Genomic DNA, 23,546 nt, shown 5'->3' on the forward strand with positions numbered 1-23,546 from the left:
CGCCTCATCAATGCCGCTTCGAACGCCTGTGCTGATCCTGCCGCTGCTGGACCCCGGGGCCGGCCGGCGGGTGCTGGATCTGCCCCACGGGCTGACCCTGGCCGAGATCGTCGCGGCCGCCCTCCCGGGCAGCGGTGCGCGGGATCTGGGGCATATCCGCCTGCAGATGGTGACGGAGGCCGGCAGCACGCCGGTCCTGCCGGAGCATTGGCACCGGACCCGCCCGCACCCCGGCGTCACCATCGTGCTGCGCGTGGTGCCGGGCGATGGCCGGCTGGGCTCGATCCTGTCGCTGATCGTCACGGCGGCCGCGGTGAGCCTCGGACAGGCCTGGGCGCCGGCACTCGCCCGCACCACCGGCCTGGGCGTGAAGCTGTCCGCCGGGTTGATCACCGCCGGTGCCTCGATCGTCGGGGCAGCACTGGTCAATGCTCTGGTGCCGGTTCCGCAGCCCAAGGAGCACGAGAAGGACCCCAGCTATGCCATCAGCGGCTGGAAGAACGAGCAGCGGCCCGACCAGCCGCTGCCGGACCTGCATGGCCGCCTGCGCTACGCGCTGCCGTGGATCTGTCCGCCCTACATGGAGATCGTCGGACGGCAGCTGCATTACCGTGGGGTGCTGACGGCCGGCGCCGGGCGGGTCCGGTTTTCGGAATGGCGGATCGGGCAGACCCCGTTCGAGGACTATGACGAGCTGGTGATGGAGGTGCGGGAGGGCACGACCGGAGACGAGCCGATCTACCTCTACCCGCGCCAGGTGCTGGAGGAGGCCACCAACATCGAGCTGACGCGCCCCTATCCGCGCGACGATCAGAACGAGGTGATCGAGGGAGAGCCGCCGGTCGAGACGCCGGTCGAGCGCTGGACCGCGATCGAGGCCTGGGCCTGCACGGTGATCATCGGATTTCCGCGCGGTCTGGGGCGGATCAAGGACAGCGACGGCGATATCAGTTCGAAGGACATCCAGATCCGCATCAGGCACCGCCTGGCCGGGGACGAGTATACCGAGGTCACGACGCTGGCGATCTCCGACAGCACCGACGAGGTGATCTATGCTTCGCATACATGGGTGTTCCCGACCCGAGGCCGCTGGCAGATCGAGGTCACCCGGATGACCGAGGAGCGGCTCAATCCCGATACCTTCGATGTCACGCAGCTGGTGGCGATCCAGACCATCCGCCCCGAATACCCGATCAACAGTCCGGTGCCGCTGGCGCTGCTGGGGCTGAAGGTCAAGGCCACCGCGCAGCTCAACGGCAGCCTGGATCAGATCACCGCGATCTGCGAGCGCTACGGGCCGCACTGGGATGGCACGGCCTGGACGGCCGAGGTGCCGAACAGCAATCCGGCCTCGGCATTCCTGCGCCTGCTTCAAGGGCCGCAGAACCCGTTCCCGGTCCCCGATGCCGAGATCGATCTCGACCAGATCGCGGACTGGTACGCCTGGTGCGTGGCGCAGGGCCTGCACTATGACGATGTGCTGGAGGATGCGCAGAGCTTCGGCGAGGCGCTGGCAACTGTCTGCCGCGCAGGCCGGGCCACCTGGCGCCATGACGGGGTTCGGTGGGGCGTCGTCATCGACCGGCCGCAGGAAATCTCGGTCGATCACCTGTCGCCGCGCAACTCGGCCGAGCTGCGCGCCACCGGCAGCTATATGGATCCGCCGCACGCTTTCCGCGCGCGATTCCGGGACGCCACGAACGACTACGAATGGGCCGAGCGCGAATGCATCTGGCCCGGCTACGAGGGCGACGTCACGCTGACCGAGATGATCGAGATGCCGGGCAAGACGGACCCGGCCGAGGTCTGGCGCGAGCTGCGCCGGTTGCAGCTCTGCCTGATCCACCGACCCGAAGAGATCCCGGTCGTCCAGTCGGGACGGGCTCAAGTGGCGACACGCGGCGACCAGGTGATGCTGTCATCCGACGTGCTGGACCAGCGCCAGCACGCCGCCCGGGTCACCCGCGTCCTGGGCGATCTGGTCGAACTGGATGAGTGGCTGGAGATGGAGCCGGGCACCGATTATGCGCTGCTGTACCGGACCTATGCCGATGACGAGGACGTGCTCGGCCAGTCGACGGTCCGGCACCTGGTCTGGCGGGCCGGGCCGTCGCGCCTGGTCCAGCTGGTCGATCCGGCCGATCTGCCGGCGCTTCGTCCGACGGTGGGCGAGCTGGTGCATTTCGGGGCGGTAGGGGCAGTCTCGGCCGCGATGATCGTCAAGGGGGTGCAGGCAGGCGAGAGCGATACGCGGGTGCTGACGATGGTCGCGGCCGCGCCCGAGATCGACACGATCCTGGCCGAAACCGAGATCCCGGACTGGTCCGGCCGGATAGGTAGCGTGATCGACGGGACCATGACCCCGCTTGCGCCGCAGTTCGTGGCGCTGCGCTCGTCGACGATCTGGCATCCCGCGACAAACGTCGGCGAGAACGACGAGGAACCTGGCTACTATGAATATCGGCTGCAGGTGGAGCTGGCGCCTGCTGCGGGCGAGACGGCCCTCTTGCAGGCCTATGAACTCGACTGGCGGGTGGCGACCGATCCGGACTATGCGACCGGCGTCATCCCGGTCGCCACCACGGCCAGCCTTGGCCCGTTCGACGGCGACGAAACCGTGCAGCTGCGGGCCCGTGCCGTCGGGATCGACGGCACCGTGGGGCCGCCGACACCGGTGGTCGCGGCGCCGGTGACCGCCGATCGGACCTGGCCTCCCGCGGTGCCGGATGGTGCGCTCGTCGTGGAGGGCGGGTATGGCGCCGCCCGCCTCTCGGTCGCTGTTCCGGTCGACCCGACGATCACGTCGATATGGGTGTATCGGGTGCCGGCGGGAGGCACGCTGAACTTCGCCGCCTTCGCAGGCACCTACGCCGCCACACCGGGGCAGACGCTGGAGCGTATCGACGGCGATGGCACCCGCCGCAATCTGGTGACCAACGGCGACTTCGCGACGGCCGACGACTGGACCGCCGCCGGCGGCTGGACCATTGCGAGCATGCCGGGAATCGGGGGGGCCGCCGTCCATACACCCGGCGCCGAGAGCATCCTGTCGCAGGCCCGCCCACCCGTCGCTGGCGCGACCTATCACCTCTCCTTCACGGTCGGCGGCCGCACCGCCGGCAGCGTCACCCCGCAGTTCATCGGGGGCAGCACCACGGTCGCGGGATCGGCCGTGACAGAAGACGGGCTGCAGCGTCAGCCCTTGGTCGCCGCCGCCGGGAACACGGGCCTTGCTTTTGTCGCCAGCGCGGATTTCGATGGCACCGTCACCGACATCGCCATCTGGCAGGACAGCGCGACCGCCATCGATCCGGGCGACTACGACTACTGGGTGCAGACCGTCAACGATGACGGCGCCCCCAGCACAACGACCGGCCCGGTCCCCGTCACCATCCTCTGAAGCCCGGCCCCGCAGGTGCTTGCGGGCGGATCGCGTGCCCGTCTCGCCGCAGGATGCGGCGACACTTCGGGCCGAGGGTGAGACATGGCAACTGCAGGCGTTCCGACGACGCAGGTGGGCGGCGCAACAATGCCGCTGATCGACGAGGTGCTTGGCAACCGGGACGGCAACTCCGGACGCCAGGCAGTCTCGGACCTCGCGGCCCAGCTGGCGGCCGCTGGCGCATTGGCCGAGGCCCTGGCCGCGAAAATCGGGCCGGAGGCACTCGATCCGCTGATCTCCGACCTCGCGGCGCTGACCGCCGCCGCCTATGCCGACGCCCCACGCTTCGACAGCACAGCCGCCGGTCTGGCCGGCACCGACGAGGGCGACTTCTTCCGGCTTCTGAGCACCGACCCGGCCGTGTCGAGCTACATCTACCGTCACGACGCGGGGCCGGTGGCGACACTGGTCGAGACGGTGCCGAGTGCCGACGCGCTGGCGACAAAGGCGCCGCAGGCGCAGGTCGACGAGATCGAGGCCGACGTGGACGAGATCGCGCCGCGCGTCGCAGTGCTGCGGTCGGTTCCGGCCTATGCCGGGCCGCCGGCGATCATGTCGGCCAACGGCGCCGTGATCCTGACCTTCGACGGCGCGGGACGGGCGATCCTGACGCTGTCGCCGGCATCGCTCGCCGCGCTCGTGGCGGAGGCGGCCGCCACCGGTCAGCTGGCCGACGCCGTGCAACTGAATGACGTGGTTGCCCGATCCTCCGGGCTGCTGCAGCTTGCCTCTGCGCCGCTGCCCGGGATCTTCGCCGGCCGGGCCGAGCTGCTCGGGTTCGATCCGGCGACCGGGGAGGCGCGGATGCGCGTGTCGCAGGACATGGCCAATCAGGTGCTCGCCAAGCTGGGCGGGTCGCTGGCGGCCTATGACCCCGTCGCCGCCGGACTGATCCCGTCGGCCACCATCGCCATGTTCGGGGACAGCATGTCGCCGGAGGCGGTGCGGTCGCGGTTGGCGACCAGGCTGGGTCGCACTGTGGAACGATATGCCGTGGGTGGCATGACCACACGCGCGATCGGCGAGTTGCAGGGGGGCCTGCCGCTACCAGTCCGCGTCGTCGGCGGGACAATTCCCGGCGACGGCTCCGAAGCCGATCTGCTGCCGTTCTCCGAAACGATTTCGCCGCTCGACGGGCGGCCCGCCGCCAACCCCTACAACAACCAGACCAGCTCGACGCGTGCCGGAACGTTGCTCGGGGTCCCGGTGGTGCTGCGCCGGTACTCCGATGGCGACAACTCCGATCCGAGCCTGCGCTGGACCCTGCGCCTCGCCTCGCTCGGCGATGCGCTGGCGGTGCCAAACGACAGCGTCGTCACCCTGGATCAGGCGATCTATGCCCGCCCGCTCACCCAGATCATCCAGTCGGGCCGCAACGACTGGTCAAGCCTCATCAGCCGGCAAGCTATCGTGCAGGCACGGGAGGGGATCGAGGCGATGGTGCGCTGGATGTCTCCTGCCTCGAAGCGGTTCCTGATCATGTCGGTCCATACCGGTGTCGGCCAGGGAGTCGGCACGACGGCGCACACGCAGATCACCGCCTTCAACGAGGAGCTGGCGGCGACCTTCGGCGCCAACTTCTGCGACATGCGCCGATACATGATCGACCACGCGATCTACGACGCGCTCGACCAGGGGCTGATCGCCGAGATCACTGCCGACGATCTCGACGACATCGCCTCCGACACGATCCCCCGGACACTGATCAGCAGCGACGGGGTCCATTATGAGGACGTGGGCTGGGAGATGTCCGCGCAATATCAGGCACGTCAAATCCAAGCGAGGGGCTGGTGACATGGCAATCATCCTGCAATCAACCGACTGGGAAATTCCCGAGCCGGCCGTCCTGAACCTGCCGGGGCTGCAGACCGATCCTCATGGTCAGGTGATGGCCGGCGATCTGGCGCTGTTCGATTTCGCGCTCGAGGACCAGGCCGACACGATCGCCGCGGGCGCGGATGTGCCCGGGCTGATCTTCGACCAGGACGCCGGCCACGCCGGGGCGGTCGCCTTCACCGGCGTCGAGGCCGCGAAGGGGCTGGTCTTCGATCCTGCCGCCGGCACCCGCCGGCTATACCTGCCTCCTGCGCAGTTCGACCTCGCCCAGCTCGGTTCGGAGGCATCGCTGCTGATCTCGACCTGGCTCACGCATCGCGCGGGCGGCACCTCCCTCAGCAGCATCATCGGCCACGCCTACCTGAACTCCAGCCAGCATCAGTGGTCGCTCCTCTTCGAGACCGGCAACACGATCACGGCTGCGGTCAACGCGGCGACCAGCGGTACCCGGTTCGGCACGACGGTCACGCCGGATGTGCCTGTGCTGCTGACGATCCTCTGCCGGCGCAAGTCGGCCGGGACCTTCGAGAAGCTCCTCTACCGCGATGACGAGCTGGTCGCGGCCGGCGCCGACACGGCCTATCCGTTCAATAGCGTGACGCAAGTCGGCGCCAACTTCGATCCGATCATCGGTGGGCTTGGGTCTTACGTGGCGGGATGGAAGGGCACCGTGCACCGGGTGCGCATCCGGAAGATCGACCCGGAAAACTTCGACATCGACGCCTATCTCGCAGCGGAAATCGCGGCGAATGCCGGGCGGTTCGCCGCCTGATACTGCCCCCTCGAGGGGCCGGGAGGCGCGCCAACGCCTCCCGACACGGGGACCGATTGAGGCCGTCCCCCGCCGACCAGCGATAGCTTATGGCCGCCCCCACCCTCGCGAGGGAGCGGCATGAAGGCACGATTCTGATGGTCTTGAACAGCCCTTTAACGCCGGTGGAACCGGTGTCTCCACCCGCGCCCTGGCTCGGGGGCAAGCGCAACCTCGCCAAGCGCATCTGCGCGATGATCGAGGGCATCCCGCACACCACCTATGCCGAACCCTTCCTCGGGATGGGCGGCATCTTTCTGCGCCGCGCGCTGCGGCCGCGGGCCGAGGTCATCAACGATTACAGCCGCGACGTCGCGAACCTCTTCCGCATCCTGCAGCGCCATTATCCGCAGTTTCTGGAGGTGCTGCGCTTCCAGCTGACCACCCGCACCGAGTTCAATCGCCTGGTCGACACCCGCCCCGAAACCCTGACCGACTTGGAGCGGGCCGCGCGCTTCCTCTACCTCCAGCGCACCGCTTTCGGCGGCAAGGTCTCTGGCCGGAACTTCGGGGTGCAGAAGGACAGACCCGGCCGTTTCAACCTGACCACGCTGGAGCCGATGCTCGAGGATCTGCATGCCCGCCTCGCCGGCGTGGTGATCGAGTGTCTGGGCTATGGCGACTTCATCCGGCGCTACGACGGGCCGGGCACGCTGTTCTACCTCGATCCGCCCTACTGGGGCAGCGAGGACGACTACGGCAAGGCGATGTTCGGGCGCGATGATTTCCAGAAGCTGGCGGACCAGCTGCGGGGCATCCAGGGGCAGTTCCTGCTGTCGATCAACGACGTGCCGGAGGTGCGGGAGATGTTCGGTTGGGCGCGGGTCGAGGGGGTGAGGACGACGTACACGGTGGCGGGGAAAGGAGCGGCGGGGGCGGCCGAGCTGCTGATCAATGGCGGGGGCGGTTAGAAAACCGCTCTGCTGCAACTTCTGCTGTCACACACTGCAAATTTAGCTGTCACGCTACAACAGCAAGGCCGAGCATCGCCGAGCGCTGCTGCCGCTGCTGAACGACCGGTCCGAGGGGTCCGTCGAGTTCAAGCACCAGAATATCAGCGCGGTGCTGAAGGGGCTCTGCGCCGCATGGTGCTCCACTACGCCCATCTCTGCGCGGCGGCAGGCGGGGTGGACGCCTTCCTGATCGGAACCGAGATGCCGGGGCTGACGACGATCCGCTCGGGCGCGTCCACCTATCCGGCCGTGCAGGCCTACCGGGACCTGCTTGCGGATGTGCGGTCGATCCTCGGGTCCGGGACCAAGATCGGCTATGCGGCGGACTGGTCGGAGTATTTCGGGCACCAGCCGGGCGACGGCTCGGGCGACGTGTTCTTCCATCTCGACCCGCTTTGGGCCGACCCGGAGATCGATTTCGTCGGGATCGACAACTACATGCCGCTCTCGGACTGGCGCGACGGGTTCGAGCATGCCGATGCGCAGGAGGGCTGGCCCGCCATCTACGACCGGGCCTACCTGCAGGGGAACATCGCGGGCGGCGAGGGCTACGACTGGTTCTACGCCAGCGCGGCCGACCGATCCGCGCAGGTGCGGACCCCCGTCACCGATGGCGCGGCGGCCAAGCCGTGGGTGTTCCGCTACAAGGATTTGCGCGCTTGGTGGTCGAACCCGCACTACAACCGCCCCGGCGGGGTGGAGAGCGGCACGCCGACCGCGTGGGTGCCGGAGGCCAAGCCGATCTGGTTCACCGAGCTCGGCTGTCCCGCCATCGACCGCGGCACGAACCAGCCGAACGTCTTCTTCGACCCGAAGTCGTCGGAGAGCTTCACGCCGCATTTCTCGCGGGGCTGGCGCGATGACGCGATCCAGCGGGCCTATCTGGAGGCAACGTATCTCTGGTGGGGCGAGGCCGCGAACAACCCGCTGTCCTCCGTTTACGACGGTCGGATGGTGCATGTGCCCGAATGCGCCGCCTTGGACCTGGGACGCGCGGCCCTATCCCTTCTTCCCGGCGCTGACCGACGTCTGGACCGACGGGGCGAACTGGCGGCTCGGCCACTGGCTGACCGGACGGCTGGGGGCGGTGTCGCTCGCGGCGCTCGTCCGGCATCTCTGCCTGCGCGCGGGCTTGCCTGAGTCCCGCATCGACGTCACCGGCCTCTGGGGCGCGGTCGAAGGCTACGCAATCACGGCGCTCGAAAGCCCGCGCGCCTCGATCACCACACTGTCGCGGCATTTCGGCTTCGACGCCGTGGAGACCGAGGGTGTGATCCGGTTCGTCATGCGCGGCCGGGCCTCTGTGGCCACCCTCGCGCCCGACGATCTGGTGGCCGCCCGCGAGGGCGACCTGCTGGAACTGACCCGCGGCCAGGAGACGGAACTGCCGCAGGCGCTGAAGTGGCAGGTCGCCCGCGCCGACGAGGATTACGACGCCGCCCTCGTCGAGACGCGGCGCATCACTGTGGACACGACCCGGATCGCCTCCGAGTCTTTCCCGATGGCCGTGCCGCCCGAGGAAGCCGAGCGGCGCTGCCGCCGCGCTCTGATGGAGGCGTGGGTGGGGCGCGAGACGGCGGCGTTCCGTCTGCCGCCCTCGCGCCTTGCGCTCGATCCAGCCGACGCGATCCGACTGGAGCATGACGGGCGGCTGGTCGACCTGCGGCTCGTCTCCATCGCCGACGCAGAGGCGCGTGGCATCGAGGCGGTGCGCTCGGACCGCGCGACCTACGACCTACCGCCTGGCGATCCCCGCGCAGCCTCACTGACGCGGGCCGTGGTGTTCGGCGCGCCGGATGCGGTGCTGATGGACCTGCCGCAGCTGACCGAGGACCAGCCCGCGCATCGCCCGCTTGTCGCCGCGCATGCGGCTCCCTGGCCGGGCGAAATGGCGGTGTTTCGCAGCCCCTCCATGGATGGTTTCGAGTTGCTGACCACGTTCGGCAGTCGTGCCAGGATCGGCGCGCTGGTCTCCGACCTCTATCCGGGCCCCACCTCGCGCTTCGACCTCGGCAATGCTCTGGTCGTCGATCTGCTGACCGGCACTTTGGAGAGCGTCACGGACCTGACGCTCTTCGGCGGTGCCAACGCACTCGCGATCGAGAGCGCGCCCGGCGTCTGGGAGATCGTGCAGGCGGGCGCGGCCGAGCTGCTGGCGCCGGGACGCTACAGCCTGACGCGCCTGCTTCGCGGCCAGCGTGGCACCGAGGGCGCCATGGGCAACCCAGCTCCGGCAGGCGCACGGGTCGTCGTGCTGGACACCGCGCTGGCGTCCCTGCCAATCGCCGAGGCCGATCTCGGCATCCCGTGGAACTGGCGCATCGGCCCGGCGAGCCGCCCGGTCAGCGACGAGACCTACGTGGCGCAAGCCTTCACGCCCGCAGGCATCGGACTGCGGCCGTTCTCCGTCGCCCATGTCGAGCAGCCGTGGCGAAAACCCCGCACACCCGGCGACTTGGCGATCCGCTGGACGCGCCGGTCGCGCGCACTCGCGGCCGACAGCTGGGGCGGGCTGGAGGTGCCGCTGGCCGAGGAGATCGAAGCCTACGAGGTCGAGATCCTCGACGGCGCCACCGTGAAGCGGGTGCTGAGCACCGCCACCACCAGCGCGGTCTACACCGCCGCCCAGCAGACCGCCGATTGGGGCGCGCCGCCCCTTGGAATGCTGAAAGGGCAGCTCGGGCAGGATCTTCAGGGCGTCGCGGATGTGATCCCGATTTGCGTCTTCGAACGGGACATCTCCGACGAACTCCACCCAGAATTTTTCCGCGACATTCGCCTTGCTGCCACTGTTGGACGTCCATTTCTTGCCGGCATCGGCATCGCCGGTCTGCTCCATGGAGAAGTCGTCTCCGTATCCGGCCATCTTGAGCTCCTTCATGAGCTTGATCCCCTCGAGAAGCGTGATGCCCCGGGGCTTTGTGAGAACGACTTCCCGCGTTTCGGGCGACAGGTCCCGCAGGTCGATGTTCTTCAGGAGCGGTGGGCGCAGCTTGATCCGGAACGCGGTGTCGTCATCCTTGGCCGCGGTGTCCGGGGACGCGTCCCCGGCCGCGGGCTGGGGCGTTGCCGGTGCCCCCGGCACTGTGGCCGCATTCGCGGCCGGGGCTGCGGCCGAGTCGACCGGCGCCTGAAGAGGCGCGGCAGCCTCCGTTGCCGGCTGTGGCGTGGAAGCTGCCGTCATGGGCGGCACGGCGATGGAGGTCGCGGCCGATGCGGCTGCTGCCGGGATGGCCAGAGCGGGGGCGGACGATCGGGAGGCAGCCACGGGCAGGGCGGCAGCGGGGGAGGCTGACCGGCTCGCCATGACCGACCGGAAGATCGGCGTCACGTCTTCGTAGGTCCCGACCTCGCGCTTTTCTCGCTCGCGCGACACGTCCAGCATGACCCGCAGAGCCTCGAAGGCGAGGGCACGCCAGTCCGAGCTGGTCTCGTCGAGGGTTACGCCGAACTGCTTCGCCATCTCGCGCAGGGGGTCCGTGACCGGGGATCGGTCGCCGAGCGCCAGGGCTCGGCGCAGCATGTCCTGGGTCGCGCGCTCGGTCTGCGCCGCGAAATTCGCCGCCGCCTCGGAACGCGGTTCGGCCGACGCCCGCAGGGCTTCGTGGGCGGCGATCCGGCAGCGCGCCAATTCGGTCAGCAATGTCACGTGCTCGGGGCTCAGATGATCCACCGGTCTCTCCGTCGTCAGCGCGACGGCCAGGTCCGTGAGCGCCGTGAGGGCGCGGACGCGGCATGTCGCTTCGGAGAGGACGTCGGTCCGAAGGCTGAGACAGATGGCCGAACTTTGACCAGGGTTCGATATCTCGACCCAGGCCTTCGGCAGACGACGCCGGAAGAAGTAGCCCGAAGGGCGTTTTTCGAGGTGGGGGGTGTGTGCGACTCCGGCCATGCAGGCAGCCTCCGAAACGGGTTCCAGGGCATCCGGGAGTCGCGGTGGTGCACCGGTTCGGGCACGCGTTTGTGCACCAATTTGTGCACGTGCACAGGTGGCTCCGACTCTGGTCGGAGGTCACATGGTGGGAAACCCAATGAAATAAGGCGTTTTGCCTATGTCTGAGGGATTTTGGCTCCGGCGGTAGGGATCGAACCTACGACCAATTGATTAACAGTATCGGGCCGCGCACCTTTACGCAGCTTTGCATAACCCCGGTATAGCTTTATTTGTTTATTAAAATCATACACTTGACCGACTAACCTGCCCGAGCGTAGCTTTATGCAGCCGTACCGCAACCGTTTGCTATTTGCTTGCTGGGAATTTTGCTATGTCCGACAGAACGACCGTCAAACTCACCAAAACTTTCGTCGACAAGGTGGTTGCTAGCAACCAAGACGCCTTCTTTTGGGACACCGACATTGCCGGGTTCGGCTTGAAGGTGACCCCCAAGGGCAAGCGCATCTTCATCGTTCAGCGTCGGATCAAAGGTGGTGCCAGCGCCGCAGTGCGGATCACGGTGGGCGCCTATGGTCCGCTGACGGTCGAGCGCGCACGGGACGAGGCGCGGGAGTTGGTGCTCGCGATGAGCCGGGGTATCGACCCGCGCGTCGTGGAGGCGGAGAAGAAGGCGCAGGAGGAAGCCGCGAAGAAGAAGCAGGAGCTGGAAGGCATCACGCTCAAGGACGTGTTCGACAGCTACCTTGGCAGGCCGGGCAAGCTAAAGGAGAGCACGAAGGACTGGTATCGCTTCTTCATCGACAAGACCTTCAAGGACTGGGCGGACAAGCCTGTGGTCAGCATAACCCGCGACATGGTGCGCGAGCGGCACGCGGAACTGGTACGCGGCGGGTTGAAGGGGAAGAAGCGGAAGGGCGGGGCACCGGCCAGCGCCAACTCGGCGATGGTCGTCTTGCGCATCATCTTGAATTACGCCGCGGACGAGCATCAGCTTGCGGACGGTGGCCCGCTAATCCCGGTGAACCCCGTGGGTGCGATGAAGCGGCACTGGGCACCGCTGGGGGACCGGACCGACCGTTATGTTCCCTTCGACAAGGTGGGCGCGGTCTGGAACATGCTGCTCGCCGCGCGCGAGACCGCCCGCAACCGTGATGTGCTGGCCGGGGTGAACTTCGTGATGTTCCTGCTAACCACAGGTTGCCGCCGAGGGGAGGCATCCAAGCTACTATGGACTGACGTTCACATCGACCGCGAAGACCCCGCCAGGTCGTATTGGTTCCTCGGGGACCGGAAGCAGGGCAAGCCGATCATGTTGCCGTTGTCATCCGCCACGGTTGCCATCCTCGACGCCTGCAAGCGGGTGGATGGGAATGACCATGTGTTCCCCAGCCGGGGCAAGGACGGGCATATCACCGATCCGCGCACGGTGCTCGCCGAGGTGGACAAGCTGGCTGGGCGCATCGTGGGTGCGCACGGGCTGCGCAAGACGCTTTCCAACATCTCGCAGCGCGAGCTGCGCATCGAGAAATTCCGCACCGATTTGTTGATCGGTCACAAGCCTGCCCAAGAGGATGTGACCAGCCGCGCGTACCTTGACCTGACCGACCTGCGCTGGCTGCACCCCGAGACTGAACAAATCGGCGGCTGGATCGAACAGAAGGCGGCGGTCGCGGCGGGGAAGAACGTCGTGCAGCTAGGGGCTACCGCCTGACCGGCATCGTTCAAAGCTCAAAAACCCACTGTTGAAAGCGCGAGCAGGAATAACACTTGCTCGCGCTGTTCTTTTGTGATTCATTTTAACGGCCGATGATTTGCCTGAGTCGGTTAGATAATTCACTGCCGCAGAAACAAGATACGGCAGACATCCCCAAAATCAGAAACCGCACGTCCGCCTGCTTTATGCATTTCAGGCGGCGACAATTAATGTCCTGTTGGGCGAAGGAGAAACGATATGGCACTTATTGCGAGTGAGGCCAAGGACGTGGCCGTGAAGCTGTGGGAATGCTTCAATGTGAGTCCGGATATGAGCTATGGTTCGCGCGCATTCATGCGCATTGTCGAGCATGAGTTCAACAAGGCCATTTTGGCAAAACAGAATCGCCTCAATCCGCCGCACCCTGTTCCGACTGTCGCTGCGGAGTAAGCACCGTCGGATACGCGCCGCCCCGCTTCGGCGGGGCGGTTCCCGCCCTCGGTGTGCAGCACCGCCGGGCACCCCTGTTTTTCGCGCGCTGGGGTGCTGAGAAGGGTGGGGCAGCTACCCTACCAGCGGCCCCAGCTTACCCCCGCTGTAGCGCGAGATTTTGGGGGTGGCCGTGCAACCGCATTTACCCGCAGAACGCGTGCAATTTTCGCTTGCTAGAATTAGGCATCTTATTGTAGCTTCCCAAGGCCGGGCCAGAGCGGGGCGCGGCACAAAAGAAGAAGTACCGTCTCCGTTAGTCGGGGAGTAGGGTTTTCCAACCCGTGGACCCGGACACTCTGCCAAGGGGTGTTCCTCTGGTGCTGGTGACCACAGCGTAACGTGCCGAACCGCCGTGAGCGGTTTTGGCCAGCTGTGGACCGAAAGCATGTCTGACACCATTACGCCTCCGTGGATGAACGGGAACCGTGCGGCTTCTATTCCGCCGACCGAGACCGCGTCCTATCGCGCGCCCGATCCCAACAAACTCCTTACGTCGCAAGAGACCGCCGCGATGCTCGGCATCCTGAACAATTCTCTCGAGCAATGGAGATTCAAGTGCAAGGGACCGCGCTTCATCAAACTTGGTTCGACTGCCCAATCGCCCGTGCGTTACCGGCTCGGTGATGTTCTTGAGTGGATCGAACAGCACAGCGCCGGGAGTACCAGCGAGTATTCCGCGAACGCTTTACGGTCAATCAATGGCGGGGGCAGGTAATTGCTGCCGAATTTGGACCTGAGCCGCCCGCAGCAAGCCCGCAGTGAGCGCCGCCAATAAAATCGCCCGGAAGTGACCAGCTCCCGGGCGATAGCAACGCAATCCCACCTTGCATAGCGAGACAAGCACAATGGGAAACCTACCCGATACCGCGCTGCACGGCCAGCGCTTCAATTACAGGCGTAAACCCAATTCGTGCATTGGCGCGGCGGAGGTGCGCCGTGGCTGACATTCCGAGTGCGGATGGGCGAGGTAACGCGATTGGCTCCTTCTGGGCTGACGGACCGAAAGCGGACGTGCAGGTGCCTGCTGGCCAGTTCCCGGCGATTACGCTGACCGGCTCGTTCCTGCGCGAGATTGCAAGCCTCTCAGATAGGGCAAATCCGCTGACGCTGGGTGGACCGATTTCGGCGGACGAGTGGCGCGATGCGCGCACCGCACCGCCCTCTATCGTGGACCGCTGGTTCTACGAGGACGTGGGTGTGTTCGTTGCCCCTGGCGGGACGGGCAAGACGACGCTCCTCCTGTTCCAAGCCATACACATCGTGCTGGACCGACCGTTGTTCGGGCACATGGTGGCGGCTCCGGGGCCTGTGGTGATCTTGACCGCCGAAGACAGCCGGGAAACGCTGGTCGCCCGGTTACGACAGATGAGCTACGACTTGGGGCTGACCGAGCAGGAGATGCAAACCGTCCGCAATGAAATTATCATCACGGACGTGTCCGGCAGGGGCATCAAGCTGACCAAGGTGGAAAAGGACGTGGTGGTCCCGAGCGGATACCTCGACCGGCTGGTCGTACAGGTGGCGCTCCTGCACCCCTCGCTGCTCATCATTGACCCGATGGTGTCCTTTGGCGTGGGCGAGAGCCGCGTGAACGATGCTGAGCAAGGGCTGATCGACGCCGCGCGGCACATTCGCAATACTGCGCGGTGCGGCGTGCTTTACGTTCACCACACCGGCAAGCAAAACGCCCGCGAGAAGACGACCGACCAGTACAGCGGGCGCGGAGGTAGCGCATTGGCAGATGGTGCGCGCATGATGCACGTATTGCAGCGCCTCGGTGCGGACGAATGGACCAGCGCGACGGGCGACGTGCTGGAAGGGGAGGACGCAGGGTTTGTGCTGGCGCGCCCGAAGCTGACGTGGTGCCCCCCGCAGCCCGACATTTACCTCAAGCGCCACCGCTACACGTTCACCCGGTACGACCACGTCGGCGAAACCGAGGGTGCTAAGAAGGTGAACCAAATTGCCGATGACAAGGTGTTCGACTTTCTGAAAGCCGAATGGGTTGCGGGGCGCAAGCACACCCAAAACACCCTCGAAGATGCAAGGGTGTTGCCTCAGCGGGTGACAAGGCAAACCGTGAAGCGGCTGTTGGCGCAGGATCGCTTGAGCAAAGAGGACAGCGGCGGCGGCAGAGGGGGTGCCCATCACTATTTGCGTCCGGTTGAATTACCGATGACCACATGAGCAAGGATTGGTGCGTTGGTGCGTTATTGGTGCGTTATTGGCGCGTTAACGTACCAAGGAGCACGGGCACGCAAGCGCAACGCCATTGGTGCGTTGCTGCGTTAGCCCCTATAGGGCAACGCACCAATTAAAGGGTATGTCAGCTTTTACGCCGAAATGTGGTTTGGAAGCACGAAGGGCGGTTTGGTGCGTTACCGGCATTACGCAGACCTAATAACTGAGTAATGGTCGTCCACTTGACCGGGTATCAACCGCACCGGGCACCTAACCCGTTGCATCCGTTGCCGGTGTGGTCATCCACGCGCGCCGCAGCATCCGGCTAGGGAGCGATAAGCGCCAACGCGACTCGCGGCCGGGGGTTTGATTGACTCTGGCTTGCGACCGGTGGACTCAAAATACCTGCTTCATCGTTTTCTCCGTCCCAGCCAAAAGGTCAGCAATTTCCTCTTTGGTAGGTTCTCGCCCCTTTGCGTGGTCACACAGATTGCGAGTATCGGCTAGGCTTTGAATGAACCGCCACTGCGCAACAGTTATCGTACCGCCGTCCTTCAAGAGCTGAATAAGGTCAGAGATAGACGGGTTCTTCTTTGTGACCTTGATATTGTGGGTGTCGCAAACGTGGTGAAGGTGCTTCTCTAACACCACGCCACATATTGCCCCGGCAGCGCGGAGGTAGCCTGCTTTTGCGAGCGCGCCCGCGGTCTCAATCTCACTGTCAAATAGATCCGCCTGCAACACGGCCTTTAGGTCCATTAGAGCGGAATCTAGAGTTGCTTTTGCAGCCTTAACTAGATTGAGCTGCTGAACGAACTCTGGGATTGCGGCTGAACCGTCCGCTACGACTTCGTACCCTGCTCTAGTGATCTTTAGCCCCTGCAAGTAATCTCTAATCATATAGTTCTGGAACGTTATATCTTTTCGGACGCGCGGGTACTCAAAGTACGATATAAAGTCCGCAAGCCGGTCGGGCATAACCTGTTTGATTACGGCCTGCGCTTCGGAGTACCATGCTTGATAGCTGGATCTGAAGTCCGGCAAATCTTTGAGATACTTCTCGATCTTGTCTTCGTCGCCTTTAAACGCTTCTGAGACTTGTTTTTCAAATTCCTTTGGATGGCAGTCGTGTTGAATGGCCATCCGCAACGAATCGCCTCTCGTGATAAGCGCGTCTAGCTGCTCTCCGAACTTCTTGGTCTTTTCGGACATATCACGGCTCCTGCATTTCTTGCGAGAGTGTCTCTGAGAGTTGATCCTTGTCAAGCATCGAGCAAGTAGCCCGGCAGGGCATCGTTAAGTGCTTGGGACGCAATGGAGGGAACTATTTGTCACTATGGTGCCGGTGCGCGTGCGTGCCTGTTTGCAGAATTCGTCGGAGACAGGCGCGCAGGCTGATGTGATGTAGGTCGTAGGTGAGAACAGAAAGGGAACCACCGATGACCGACTATGCCACGATGAACAAGGCCCAGCTCCGCGCCGCGTGCAAGGAGGCGGGGATCAGCTACGCCAACCTCGACAATGACGGAATGCGCGCCGCGTTGACGGGTGTGGTTACCCACACCGACGAACAGCCCGCCCCGATCAAGGTCAAGGTCGAAAGCAACGGCATCATCCGCCCGCGTGCCGGGGGCAAGCTGGATGCGGTGTGGACCGCGCTGGACGGGATGCTGGCCGAGAACGGCAGGGCACCGACGCTCAAGGAGGCGAAGGCGGTCGCTGCCGAGCGCGGGTGGGCGACGGGTACGCTGAACGTCCAGTTCTATCGCTGGAAGCAGTTCACCGCCGCGTAGCCCCAGCTCCACCACTTGTCCCGCACCGGGGCGCTGCCGCAGGGTAGCGCCCCGTTTGCTTTCGCACCCCTGCCGCACCGCAGCGCGTGCTGTAGGGGGTGAGCGCGGTTTTGGGGTGCCAGGGTAGCGGCGCGGTAACCCCCCCGCTGTAGCGCTGCGCTACGCGCTGTCCGTGCGACGGCTGTGCCCCTGCTTCTCACCGGTCATTTGCTGCCCATGAGCTTCGAACATGGTTTGGAACCACGCATCTAGCGACACCATCTTCTTGGCGAGCGCCACCAAGGTTGTGTCATGCCGACGCCGAAGGCTGGCGCGGGCATTGCCGGACCTGCTGTCCTCTCGACGGTTGAACTCCGCCCGGAGCGTGGAAAGCAGCAACCTCGCGCTGTCCCAGCCTTCGGGGATTTCGGACGGCGCGATCTGCGACATGCCCTCGTCCCATGCGTCTGCCAGCCGAACCCTCAGCGCGGAAGGATGAATGCAAAGCATGTTGATCGAGCGATGCGAACGTTCGCAGACATAGTCGAGGGACATAATGTTCTCCTGCTGCTTGGCACCTAACGGTCGCACATATGCGGAAGCCGTGGAATCTCCCTGTGAACAGCGCACCGCACTTTTCCCGGTTTCATGCGCCCCAAAGATTGACAATCAACGGGAGGATTTGACGTAACGCATTGATCTAAAACAAATATCAGGAGACCGGCCGGGGGTTAACAGCTAGTGTAGCCATGCAACAGCAAGCCACATCAGGGTTTCCCACACCATGTCCGACCACATCGACACCCGAATTTCACCGAGCCTGCATCCCGAAAGCCTGTCGACGCTCGACGGGCTGGACGACGACACCCGTGCGGTGATCGCCCCCGCCGTTGACACGCTAAAGTCTGCGTACAAGTTCATCGCGGGCATTCACGATGTGAAGGCTGCGGCTGATGCCGACCCGACGCTGACGAGGGAAGCTGCGCTGCTCCGGGCAGACGATCACGCACAGACCAAGCTGGCCGCCGTGACCCGGCAGTTCGACAGCGTTCACCAGAACTTCGGCAAAGCCATTGCCTCGCTCGAAACTGCGCTCAGCGCTCCGGTCGTCGCGAAGGCCAGCCAGATGATTTCCGGCGAAGTCCGCGCCCACGCCAAGAGCTTGAGCTTGGAACAACGCGACAAGCTGTTGGACGACGCGATGGTCCGTGGGGATCACGATACCCTGTCGAGCATCCTCGGGGGGCCTCACTACCTTAGCGGCATGACGCCCGAGCTGCACGCGATCTGGCTGCGCCGGTACAACGAGGTTCGCGACCCGGTTGCCGCTAACCGTCTCAAGGTGCTGACGCAAGCGCGCGCCGAGATGATGAAGCGCGGTCAGACGCTGTTCGCAGAAATGACGAAAGCGGTCGGGACCATCGCCATCCCGAACGAACACGGCGGCCCGATGCGCCACGTGACCGCACAGGAGGTTCGCAAGAAGCGCGATGCCAGTGCCAAGGTCTACGCCCAGCACGCCTGACCCGCCTTGAACTGAAACTGTTGATGCAGGTGGTCTCATGACAGATGCAGCCCAGCCCACATGGATGCAGGGCTTTGTCCCCGATACCTCGCCCGCACCGGGGCGATGGCGGAAGGGGCAGTCCGGCAACCCGGCGGGTAGACCGAAGGGGTCGCTGAGCAGCCGCGACAAGGTTGCCCGCGAACTGCGGGACGATGGACCCGCTGTCGCGCGCAAGGTGATCGACGCAGCGCTTGCCGGGGACATGCAGGCGGCATCGCTTGTCCTGTCGAGGCTTCTGCCGCCGTTGCGTTCGCAAACCGAGCGGGTCGAGTTTGATTTCGACCCCGAGCTACCCATTGGGAAGCAGATCGAAGCTGTGCTTGCTGCGGTAGCTGCCGGTCAGGTGCCGCCGGATGTGGGGCAGATGATTATCAATGCCATTAGCACGCTGAGCAGCGTGCGTGCCACCGAGGACTTAGAAGCCCGCATCATCCAACTCGAAGCGCGGGAGGTGAACTGATGCCGGTCCATCACGTTGAGAACGGCGGCATGGTCGTTGCCTACGAACCGACACCGCAAGATCGGTTTGTGGTTGTCATCATTGGCACGCCCGCCGGGTCGAGCGACCTGCATACGGTCCCGCTGAGGCGCTACGACGAGGTGCTGGCTTTCGCAAAGAAGATTGCGACCTGGCAGCACCACCCGGTCACACTCCTGCCCATCACGGCGCGGGAGTACGTCGAGCGGAACAAGGACTCGCTGACCGAGCTTTGGGGCGAGCTTCCCCAAGACGTTCGCGAGACGGCAATCGCCGCCTACGAGGGGCGTTACCAATGAGCGCCCGCGCCGCGATGTGGTTATCCCCGGCACAGGCCGCTGACCCCGAACCGAACCGGGCGCAGGCCAGCGAGGATGACCACACCGGCCTCAGCTTCCACTCGGGGCGGTTCTTCCGCCGCGAGGCCATGCGCGACGATCCCGACAACACGGTGACGCCCGCCGAGCAACGCCTGATCGGGCAGCGCGCCGAGGACGCAGCGCGAACGCGGCTCGCCGAGCGCGACCGCGCATTGGCGGGGCTGCGGGAGCTGGGGGCGGCAGTGAGAGCGGCGGGAGGCGCGGGGTGACCACATGCCCAGCACGCAATCGCTCCTTGCCCGTGTGCGAAAGCTGGAACGGGACCGCACCGCCGCGCAGCTCTCGCCGTTCGCGGCGATCTACGGGACGTTCGAGCAGTTCGAGGCTGAGTGCCGCGCCGAGATGGAGGCGGGCAAGCTGGCGAAGGACTTTCCGATTGACTGCCTCGCCCGGTGGGAGCGCGACGGTACATGGGCGCAGTGGCGGCGCGGCGGGAACCGGGTGTGGACGCGATGACCGAGCAGCCCGACTGGCTGGTCGCGTGGCGCGCCTCGAACCCCACAGCGCCGGTCCCGAAGCCCGCACCCAAGCGCACCGCCAAGCCAGCACCCGTCTCCACCGCACCCGAGAAGACGCGGGCCGGGCAGTATTGGCAGGGGTTCGAGGAACCGCCCTCCGAGGCGTGGGCATGGGATGGCGGGGTGCGGCGCGAGCCGGTGTTGGACCACGACCGTTCCCCACCCCGAATCGTCCGGCGCGTCGGGTGGCATGTCTGCCTCAAGTGCCAGAAGCCGTTCTGGTCTGTCGATGTGGTCAGCATCCGCCTCTGCAACCGCTGCAAGGGCGCTGATGACTAAACCCGCGAGGCTGTGGAGAAGAGCCGGACGGGGCGCGGGTCGCCATACCACCCGCGACGAGGACAAGGCCACCGTCCCTCGTTAATCGAACGGAGCCAGCCGTCGGCGGTCATTCTCTGCCGCTCGCAACGGTACGCCCCGGGCGCGAGTCCGGGGCGTTCTCGTTTTGCCCCGCTTGCTAAAGGCTTGCTAGCGCAAAAAGCAGGGTCGGCAACGGTCACTGACCTACCGCTAACTACCTGCTTTTATTGGGATTTTTGGCTCCGGCGGTAGGGATCGAACCTACGACCAATTGATTAACAGTCAACTGCTCTACCGCTGAGCTACGCCGGAACACGGGGGCGGATATAGCGGCCGGGCGGGGGGGTGTCCAGAGGCTTTGCGACGTTTTCTCGACGGCTTCGTTTCGGCAGCACGACAGGCGCCGGGGCGCGGGAACGGGCCGCCATGCGCCGGGTCCGGACGGCCCCGCTGCACGGCTCCGCGCCGCCCCGGACCCGTCCCGTGCGCCGCCCTTACCCCGGCCCGAAGCGCGTGTCGGGGTCGACCGGACCCTCGGGCCGGGCGAGGCCGCGTTCGGCGAGGTCGACGAGATGGGCGAAGACGTTGCGGGCGGCGGCGGGCAGCAGCGCCTCGGGCGTGTCCGCGTAAAGCCGTGCCGCGAGGGCGGCCGCGGTGGCGGGGCCCTCGGCCAGTGCCGCGCGGATCTGCGCCTCGCGCGCGCGGCGATGGGCGGCCAGCGCGGCGATGCGGTCGGGCAGGTCGGTCACGTCCGGCCCGTGGCCCGGATGCGCGACCCGGGCGCCCGTGCCGGCCAGCCGGTCCAGCGCCGCCATGTACTGGCCCATGTCGCCATCGGGCGGCGAGACCAGCGAACTGGACCAGGCCATCACGTGATCGCCGCTGAACAGCCGCTCGCCCCAGAGAAAGCACAGGTGGTTGCCCATATGGCCGGGGGTGTGGAGCGCGGTCAGGCTCCAGCCCGCGCCGGCGACCGTTTCGCCGTCGGCCAGCCGCTCGTCGGGGCGGAAGCCGGCATCGACGCCCTCGCCGCCGCCGGCGCGGCCCCCGGCGGCCAGCCGCGCCATCGCTTGCGACCGGCCGGCGGTGGCGTCGCCGAAGGCCAGCACCGGCGCGCCGGTCGCGGCGGCCAGCGCCCGGGCCAGCGGCGCGTGGTCGCGATGCGCGTGGGTGACGAGGATATGGCTCACCGTCTCGCCCGGGGCCAGCGCGCCCAGGATCGCCCGCAGATGCGCGGGATCCTCCGGCCCCGGATCGATCACCGCCACCCGGCCTTCGCCGAGGATCCAGCTGTTGGTGCCGTGCAGCGTCATCGGCGAGGGGTTGGGGGCCAGCACCCGCCGCAGGCCGGGCGCGACCTGCACCAGCGCGGGCGGCCGGCCGCCGCCGGACCCGCCGTCTTCCGGCGCTGCCGTCTTTCCCCGGCGCAGCTCTGCGGCTAGGTTCGGTCGCATGGCGCGTGATCCCCTTCCCGTTGCGGCCCGTCCCGGCGATGCCCCCGATGATGCCCCCGGCGCTGCCCCCGACGCGGCGGACCCGGCTTCGGCCCCGGATGCCCCGGCCCTGCCTGCCCCGCCGCCGTCCCGGCGCCGGCCGGTGCGGCCCCTGCTGCCGCGGGGGTTGTACGGCCGAGCGGCGCTGATCCTGGTCGTGCCGGTGGTCACGGTGCAGATTGTCCTGTCGGTGGCGGTCATTCAACGGCTTTACGAGGATGTCACCCGGCAGATGACCCGCTCGCTCGCCTCGGGGCTCGAGGCGCTGGCCGAGGCGGTGGAGGCGGCGCCCGACCTGCCCGCCGCGCAAGAGGTGCTGCGCGATCTCGGCCCCTCGGCCAGCGTCCGCGCCGAATTGCCGGCCGGCGGTCCGCTGACCGATGGCCGCGCGCTGACCGATCTGTCGGGCCGCACGGTGATCGAGACGCTGGAGGACGAGGTGGCGGGGGTGCGGGCGGTCGATCTGGTGCCGGGCGGGCCGGTGACGGTCTCGATCGACACCCGGCACGGGCTGCTCGCCGTCAGCTTCGAGCGGCGGCGCGTCTCGCCCTCGAACCCGCATCAGCTGGTGGTGGTGACGGCGGTGACGAGCCTGCTGATGACCTTCATCGCCTTCCTGTTCCTGCGCAACCAGCTGCGCCCGGTACGGCGGCTGGCGCTGGCGGCCGAGGCCTTCGGGCGGGGCAGGGTGGTGCCCTACCGGCCCTCGGGCTCGACCGAGGTGCGGGCGGCGGGGCATGCCTTCCTCGACATGCGGGCGCGGATCGAACGGCAGATCGAACAGCGCACGCTGATGCTGTCGGGGGTCAGCCATGACCTGCGCACGCCGCTGACCCGGCTGAAGCTGGAACTGGCGATGCTGCCGGAGGAGGAGAGCGCGGCCGCCATGTCCCGCGACGTGGCCGAGATGGAGGCGCTGGTCGACGCCTTCCTCGCCTTCGCGCGGGGCGACGCGCTGGATGGCGAGCCGGAACCGGCCGATCCCGTGGCGCTGGTGGCCGATCTGGTGGAACGCTGGTCGCGGGGGGGGCAGCCGGTGGCCGTGGGGCCGGTCTCGGCGGGGGCCGAGGCCGAGGCGACGGTGCCGCTGCGGCGGCAGGCGATCCTGCGGGCGCTGGAAAATCTGGTGGGCAATGCGGTGCGCTATGGCGGCCGCGCCGAGGTCGGCGTGACGCTCAGCCCGCGGGCGGTGGTGTTTTCGGTCGAGGATGACGGGCCGGGGATTCCCCGCGCGCGGCGGGACGAGGCGCTGCGGCCCTTCTCGCGGCTCGATACCGCGCGCAACCAGAATGCCGGCAGCGGCGTCGGGCTGGGCCTTGCCATCGCCACCGACATCGCGCGCAGCCACGGCGGGACATTGCGCCTTGGCGACAGCGAGCGGTTGGGCGGGCTGAAGGCCGAGATCGTGCTGCCGCGCTAGGGCGCGCCGACCCGGATCGGATCGCGGGTCAGATGGCGAGGGACAGCAGCGCGGTCCAGACCAGCAGCGCGGGCAGCGCCATGATCACCAGCCACGACCCCGCCGGCAGCGGCTGCATCGGCGCCGGGCCGCGCGAGCCCGCGTCCCGCCGGTCGAAGGCCTGCGGCCGCCGGGCCGGGCCGAACGAGACGCGGGAGGCGCCTTGGGTCAGCGGCCGGTCCATGGCCCGTGCGACCGGAGTCTTGGCTCTTGAAATCATTGCAGTTCCTCCCTCGTGCTGAACGTTCGTCAGCGGCGCCGGTTCCGCTCCGGCCG

20 protein-coding genes, 1 tRNA gene and 2 pseudogenes are annotated in these 23,546 nt (G+C 66.5%); 18 read left to right on the top strand and 5 right to left on the bottom strand.

Annotation, left to right across the window (positions count from 1 at the left end; all coding sequences use genetic code 11):
* Positions 1-10 precede the first annotated feature (10 nt).
* The 10 genes and pseudogenes from gpJ to EEY80_RS14255 all read left to right on the top strand — a co-directional run bounded on the left by gpJ (position 11) and on the right by EEY80_RS14255 (position 15,309).
* Positions 11-3,400 (top strand): TipJ family phage tail tip protein, encoded by a 3,390-nt coding sequence (gpJ, locus tag EEY80_RS14215; RefSeq protein ID WP_126977483.1) that lies wholly within the window; start codon positions 11-13, stop codon positions 3,398-3,400.
* A 129-nt stretch (positions 3,401-3,529) separates the two neighbouring features.
* The gene (locus EEY80_RS14220) at positions 3,530-5,236 is read left to right on the top strand and encodes a hypothetical protein (protein ID WP_126977485.1); all 1,707 of its coding nucleotides are present in this window, start codon (positions 3,530-3,532) and stop codon (positions 5,234-5,236) included.
* A 1-nt stretch (position 5,237) separates the two neighbouring features.
* Positions 5,238-6,050 (top strand): hypothetical protein, encoded by an 813-nt coding sequence (locus EEY80_RS14225; protein WP_126977487.1) that lies wholly within the window; start codon positions 5,238-5,240, stop codon positions 6,048-6,050.
* Between the two features lie 137 nt (positions 6,051-6,187).
* Positions 6,188-7,000 (top strand): DNA adenine methylase, encoded by an 813-nt coding sequence (locus EEY80_RS14230; protein ID WP_205749128.1) that lies wholly within the window; start codon positions 6,188-6,190, stop codon positions 6,998-7,000.
* A 61-nt stretch (positions 7,001-7,061) separates the two neighbouring features.
* Positions 7,062-7,178: pseudogene (locus tag EEY80_RS20770) on the top strand (DUF3883 domain-containing protein); the annotation flags it as partial.
* Positions 7,157-9,695: pseudogene (locus EEY80_RS14235) on the top strand (baseplate multidomain protein megatron); the annotation flags it as partial. The pseudogenes EEY80_RS20770 and EEY80_RS14235, both read left to right, overlap by 22 nt.
* Positions 9,696-11,307: 1,612 nt before the next feature.
* On the top strand, positions 11,308-12,648 hold the full coding sequence (locus EEY80_RS14240; protein WP_126977489.1) for a tyrosine-type recombinase/integrase: 1,341 nt from the start codon (positions 11,308-11,310) through the stop codon (positions 12,646-12,648).
* Positions 12,649-12,888: 240 nt separating this feature from the next.
* Entirely contained in the window at positions 12,889-13,080 is a 192-nt protein-coding gene (locus tag EEY80_RS14245; protein ID WP_126977491.1) for a hypothetical protein, read from the top strand.
* A 427-nt stretch (positions 13,081-13,507) separates the two neighbouring features.
* Positions 13,508-13,837 (top strand): helix-turn-helix transcriptional regulator, encoded by a 330-nt coding sequence (locus tag EEY80_RS20515; protein WP_235829854.1) that lies wholly within the window; start codon positions 13,508-13,510, stop codon positions 13,835-13,837.
* 221 nt (positions 13,838-14,058) lie between these two features.
* A complete protein-coding gene (locus EEY80_RS14255) occupies positions 14,059-15,309 on the top strand; it encodes an AAA family ATPase (RefSeq protein WP_205749129.1) in 1,251 nt (416 codons plus the stop codon).
* Positions 15,310-15,699: 390 nt separating this feature from the next.
* Here the strand turns inward: EEY80_RS14255 and EEY80_RS14260 are convergent, their stop codons facing one another.
* Positions 15,700-16,515: a hypothetical protein gene (locus tag EEY80_RS14260; RefSeq protein WP_235829855.1), complete on the bottom strand. Its 816-nt coding sequence runs from the start codon at positions 16,513-16,515 to the stop codon at positions 15,700-15,702.
* 227 nt (positions 16,516-16,742) lie between these two features.
* Here EEY80_RS14260 and EEY80_RS14265 point away from each other — a divergent pair, with 227 nt between their 5' ends.
* The gene (locus EEY80_RS14265) at positions 16,743-17,096 is read left to right on the top strand and encodes a hypothetical protein (RefSeq protein ID WP_126977495.1); all 354 of its coding nucleotides are present in this window, start codon (positions 16,743-16,745) and stop codon (positions 17,094-17,096) included.
* Between the two features lie 159 nt (positions 17,097-17,255).
* Here EEY80_RS14265 and EEY80_RS14270 read toward each other — a convergent pair whose 3' ends face one another.
* Positions 17,256-17,630 carry a hypothetical protein gene (locus EEY80_RS14270; RefSeq protein ID WP_126977497.1) on the bottom strand — a complete coding sequence of 125 codons (375 nt, stop codon included), beginning with the start codon at positions 17,628-17,630 and terminating at the stop codon, positions 17,256-17,258.
* 229 nt (positions 17,631-17,859) lie between these two features.
* Between EEY80_RS14270 and EEY80_RS14275 the strand changes: the two genes are divergently transcribed.
* The 6 genes from EEY80_RS14275 to EEY80_RS14300 are packed head-to-tail and all read left to right on the top strand — an operon-like array spanning position 17,860 to position 20,297.
* Positions 17,860-18,600 (top strand): hypothetical protein, encoded by a 741-nt coding sequence (locus EEY80_RS14275; RefSeq protein ID WP_126977499.1) that lies wholly within the window; start codon positions 17,860-17,862, stop codon positions 18,598-18,600.
* Positions 18,601-18,637: 37 nt separating this feature from the next.
* Positions 18,638-19,102, top strand: a complete 465-nt coding sequence (locus tag EEY80_RS14280) for a DUF5681 domain-containing protein (RefSeq protein ID WP_205749130.1) — start codon at positions 18,638-18,640, stop codon at positions 19,100-19,102.
* Positions 19,102-19,419, top strand: a complete 318-nt coding sequence (locus EEY80_RS14285) for a hypothetical protein (RefSeq protein ID WP_126977501.1) — start codon at positions 19,102-19,104, stop codon at positions 19,417-19,419. The genes EEY80_RS14280 and EEY80_RS14285 overlap by 1 nt, the downstream gene beginning before the upstream one ends.
* Positions 19,416-19,709, top strand: a complete 294-nt coding sequence (locus EEY80_RS14290; RefSeq protein WP_126977503.1) for a hypothetical protein — start codon at positions 19,416-19,418, stop codon at positions 19,707-19,709. Before EEY80_RS14285 ends, EEY80_RS14290 begins: the two co-directional genes overlap by 4 nt.
* Before the next feature lie 4 nt (positions 19,710-19,713).
* The gene (locus tag EEY80_RS14295) at positions 19,714-19,956 is read left to right on the top strand and encodes a hypothetical protein (RefSeq protein WP_126977505.1); all 243 of its coding nucleotides are present in this window, start codon (positions 19,714-19,716) and stop codon (positions 19,954-19,956) included.
* Positions 19,953-20,297, top strand: coding sequence for a hypothetical protein (locus tag EEY80_RS14300; RefSeq protein ID WP_205749131.1), 345 nt, complete (start codon positions 19,953-19,955; stop codon positions 20,295-20,297). Before EEY80_RS14295 ends, EEY80_RS14300 begins: the two co-directional genes overlap by 4 nt.
* Before the next feature lie 258 nt (positions 20,298-20,555).
* On the opposite strand, the gene EEY80_RS14305 is transcribed toward EEY80_RS14300, so the two are convergent.
* Together EEY80_RS14305 and EEY80_RS14310 are read right to left on the bottom strand one after the other, a co-directional pair.
* Positions 20,556-20,630: transfer RNA gene (locus EEY80_RS14305), tRNA-Asn, on the bottom strand.
* A gap of 182 nt (positions 20,631-20,812) precedes the next feature.
* On the bottom strand, positions 20,813-21,631 hold the full coding sequence (locus tag EEY80_RS14310; RefSeq protein ID WP_235829862.1) for an MBL fold metallo-hydrolase: 819 nt from the start codon (positions 21,629-21,631) through the stop codon (positions 20,813-20,815).
* A gap of 283 nt (positions 21,632-21,914) precedes the next feature.
* Between EEY80_RS14310 and EEY80_RS14315 the strand changes: the two genes are divergently transcribed.
* On the top strand, positions 21,915-23,231 hold the full coding sequence (locus EEY80_RS14315; RefSeq protein ID WP_235829856.1) for an ATP-binding protein: 1,317 nt from the start codon (positions 21,915-21,917) through the stop codon (positions 23,229-23,231).
* A 28-nt stretch (positions 23,232-23,259) separates the two neighbouring features.
* Here the strand turns inward: EEY80_RS14315 and EEY80_RS14320 are convergent, their stop codons facing one another.
* The gene (locus EEY80_RS14320) at positions 23,260-23,490 is read right to left on the bottom strand and encodes a hypothetical protein (RefSeq protein ID WP_126977513.1); all 231 of its coding nucleotides are present in this window, start codon (positions 23,488-23,490) and stop codon (positions 23,260-23,262) included.
* Positions 23,491-23,546: the final 56 nt, after the last annotated feature.

The organism is Frigidibacter oleivorans, assembly GCF_003993775.1.
GTDB classification, from domain to species: domain Bacteria; phylum Pseudomonadota; class Alphaproteobacteria; order Rhodobacterales; family Rhodobacteraceae; genus Frigidibacter; species Frigidibacter oleivorans.

What these genes read in the sequence shown, in the direction of transcription:
- EEY80_RS14265 (WP_126977495.1), top strand. Translation starts at nt 16,743, where the DNA reads ATGACCGACTATGCCACGATGAACAAGGCCCAGCTCCGCGCCGCGTGC.
- EEY80_RS20515 (WP_235829854.1), top strand. Translation starts at nt 13,508, where the DNA reads ATGTCTGACACCATTACGCCTCCGTGGATGAACGGGAACCGTGCGGCT.
- EEY80_RS14310 (WP_235829862.1), bottom strand. Translation starts at nt 21,631, where the DNA reads ATGACGCTGCACGGCACCAACAGCTGGATCCTCGGCGAAGGCCGGGTG.
- EEY80_RS14320 (WP_126977513.1), bottom strand. Translation starts at nt 23,490, where the DNA reads ATGATTTCAAGAGCCAAGACTCCGGTCGCACGGGCCATGGACCGGCCG.
- gpJ (WP_126977483.1), top strand. Translation starts at nt 11, where the DNA reads ATGCCGCTTCGAACGCCTGTGCTGATCCTGCCGCTGCTGGACCCCGGG.
- EEY80_RS14280 (WP_205749130.1), top strand. Translation starts at nt 18,638, where the DNA reads ATGACAGATGCAGCCCAGCCCACATGGATGCAGGGCTTTGTCCCCGAT.
- EEY80_RS14220 (WP_126977485.1), top strand. Translation starts at nt 3,530, where the DNA reads ATGCCGCTGATCGACGAGGTGCTTGGCAACCGGGACGGCAACTCCGGA.
- EEY80_RS14285 (WP_126977501.1), top strand. Translation starts at nt 19,102, where the DNA reads ATGCCGGTCCATCACGTTGAGAACGGCGGCATGGTCGTTGCCTACGAA.
- EEY80_RS14295 (WP_126977505.1), top strand. Translation starts at nt 19,714, where the DNA reads ATGCCCAGCACGCAATCGCTCCTTGCCCGTGTGCGAAAGCTGGAACGG.
- EEY80_RS14290 (WP_126977503.1), top strand. Translation starts at nt 19,416, where the DNA reads ATGAGCGCCCGCGCCGCGATGTGGTTATCCCCGGCACAGGCCGCTGAC.
- EEY80_RS14225 (WP_126977487.1), top strand. Translation starts at nt 5,238, where the DNA reads ATGGCAATCATCCTGCAATCAACCGACTGGGAAATTCCCGAGCCGGCC.
- EEY80_RS14260 (WP_235829855.1), bottom strand. Translation starts at nt 16,515, where the DNA reads ATGTCCGAAAAGACCAAGAAGTTCGGAGAGCAGCTAGACGCGCTTATC.
- EEY80_RS14240 (WP_126977489.1), top strand. Translation starts at nt 11,308, where the DNA reads ATGTCCGACAGAACGACCGTCAAACTCACCAAAACTTTCGTCGACAAG.
- EEY80_RS14245 (WP_126977491.1), top strand. Translation starts at nt 12,889, where the DNA reads ATGGCACTTATTGCGAGTGAGGCCAAGGACGTGGCCGTGAAGCTGTGG.
- EEY80_RS14300 (WP_205749131.1), top strand. Translation starts at nt 19,953, where the DNA reads ATGACCGAGCAGCCCGACTGGCTGGTCGCGTGGCGCGCCTCGAACCCC.
- EEY80_RS14270 (WP_126977497.1), bottom strand. Translation starts at nt 17,630, where the DNA reads ATGTCCCTCGACTATGTCTGCGAACGTTCGCATCGCTCGATCAACATG.
- EEY80_RS14275 (WP_126977499.1), top strand. Translation starts at nt 17,860, where the DNA reads ATGTCCGACCACATCGACACCCGAATTTCACCGAGCCTGCATCCCGAA.
- EEY80_RS14230 (WP_205749128.1), top strand. Translation starts at nt 6,188, where the DNA reads ATGGTCTTGAACAGCCCTTTAACGCCGGTGGAACCGGTGTCTCCACCC.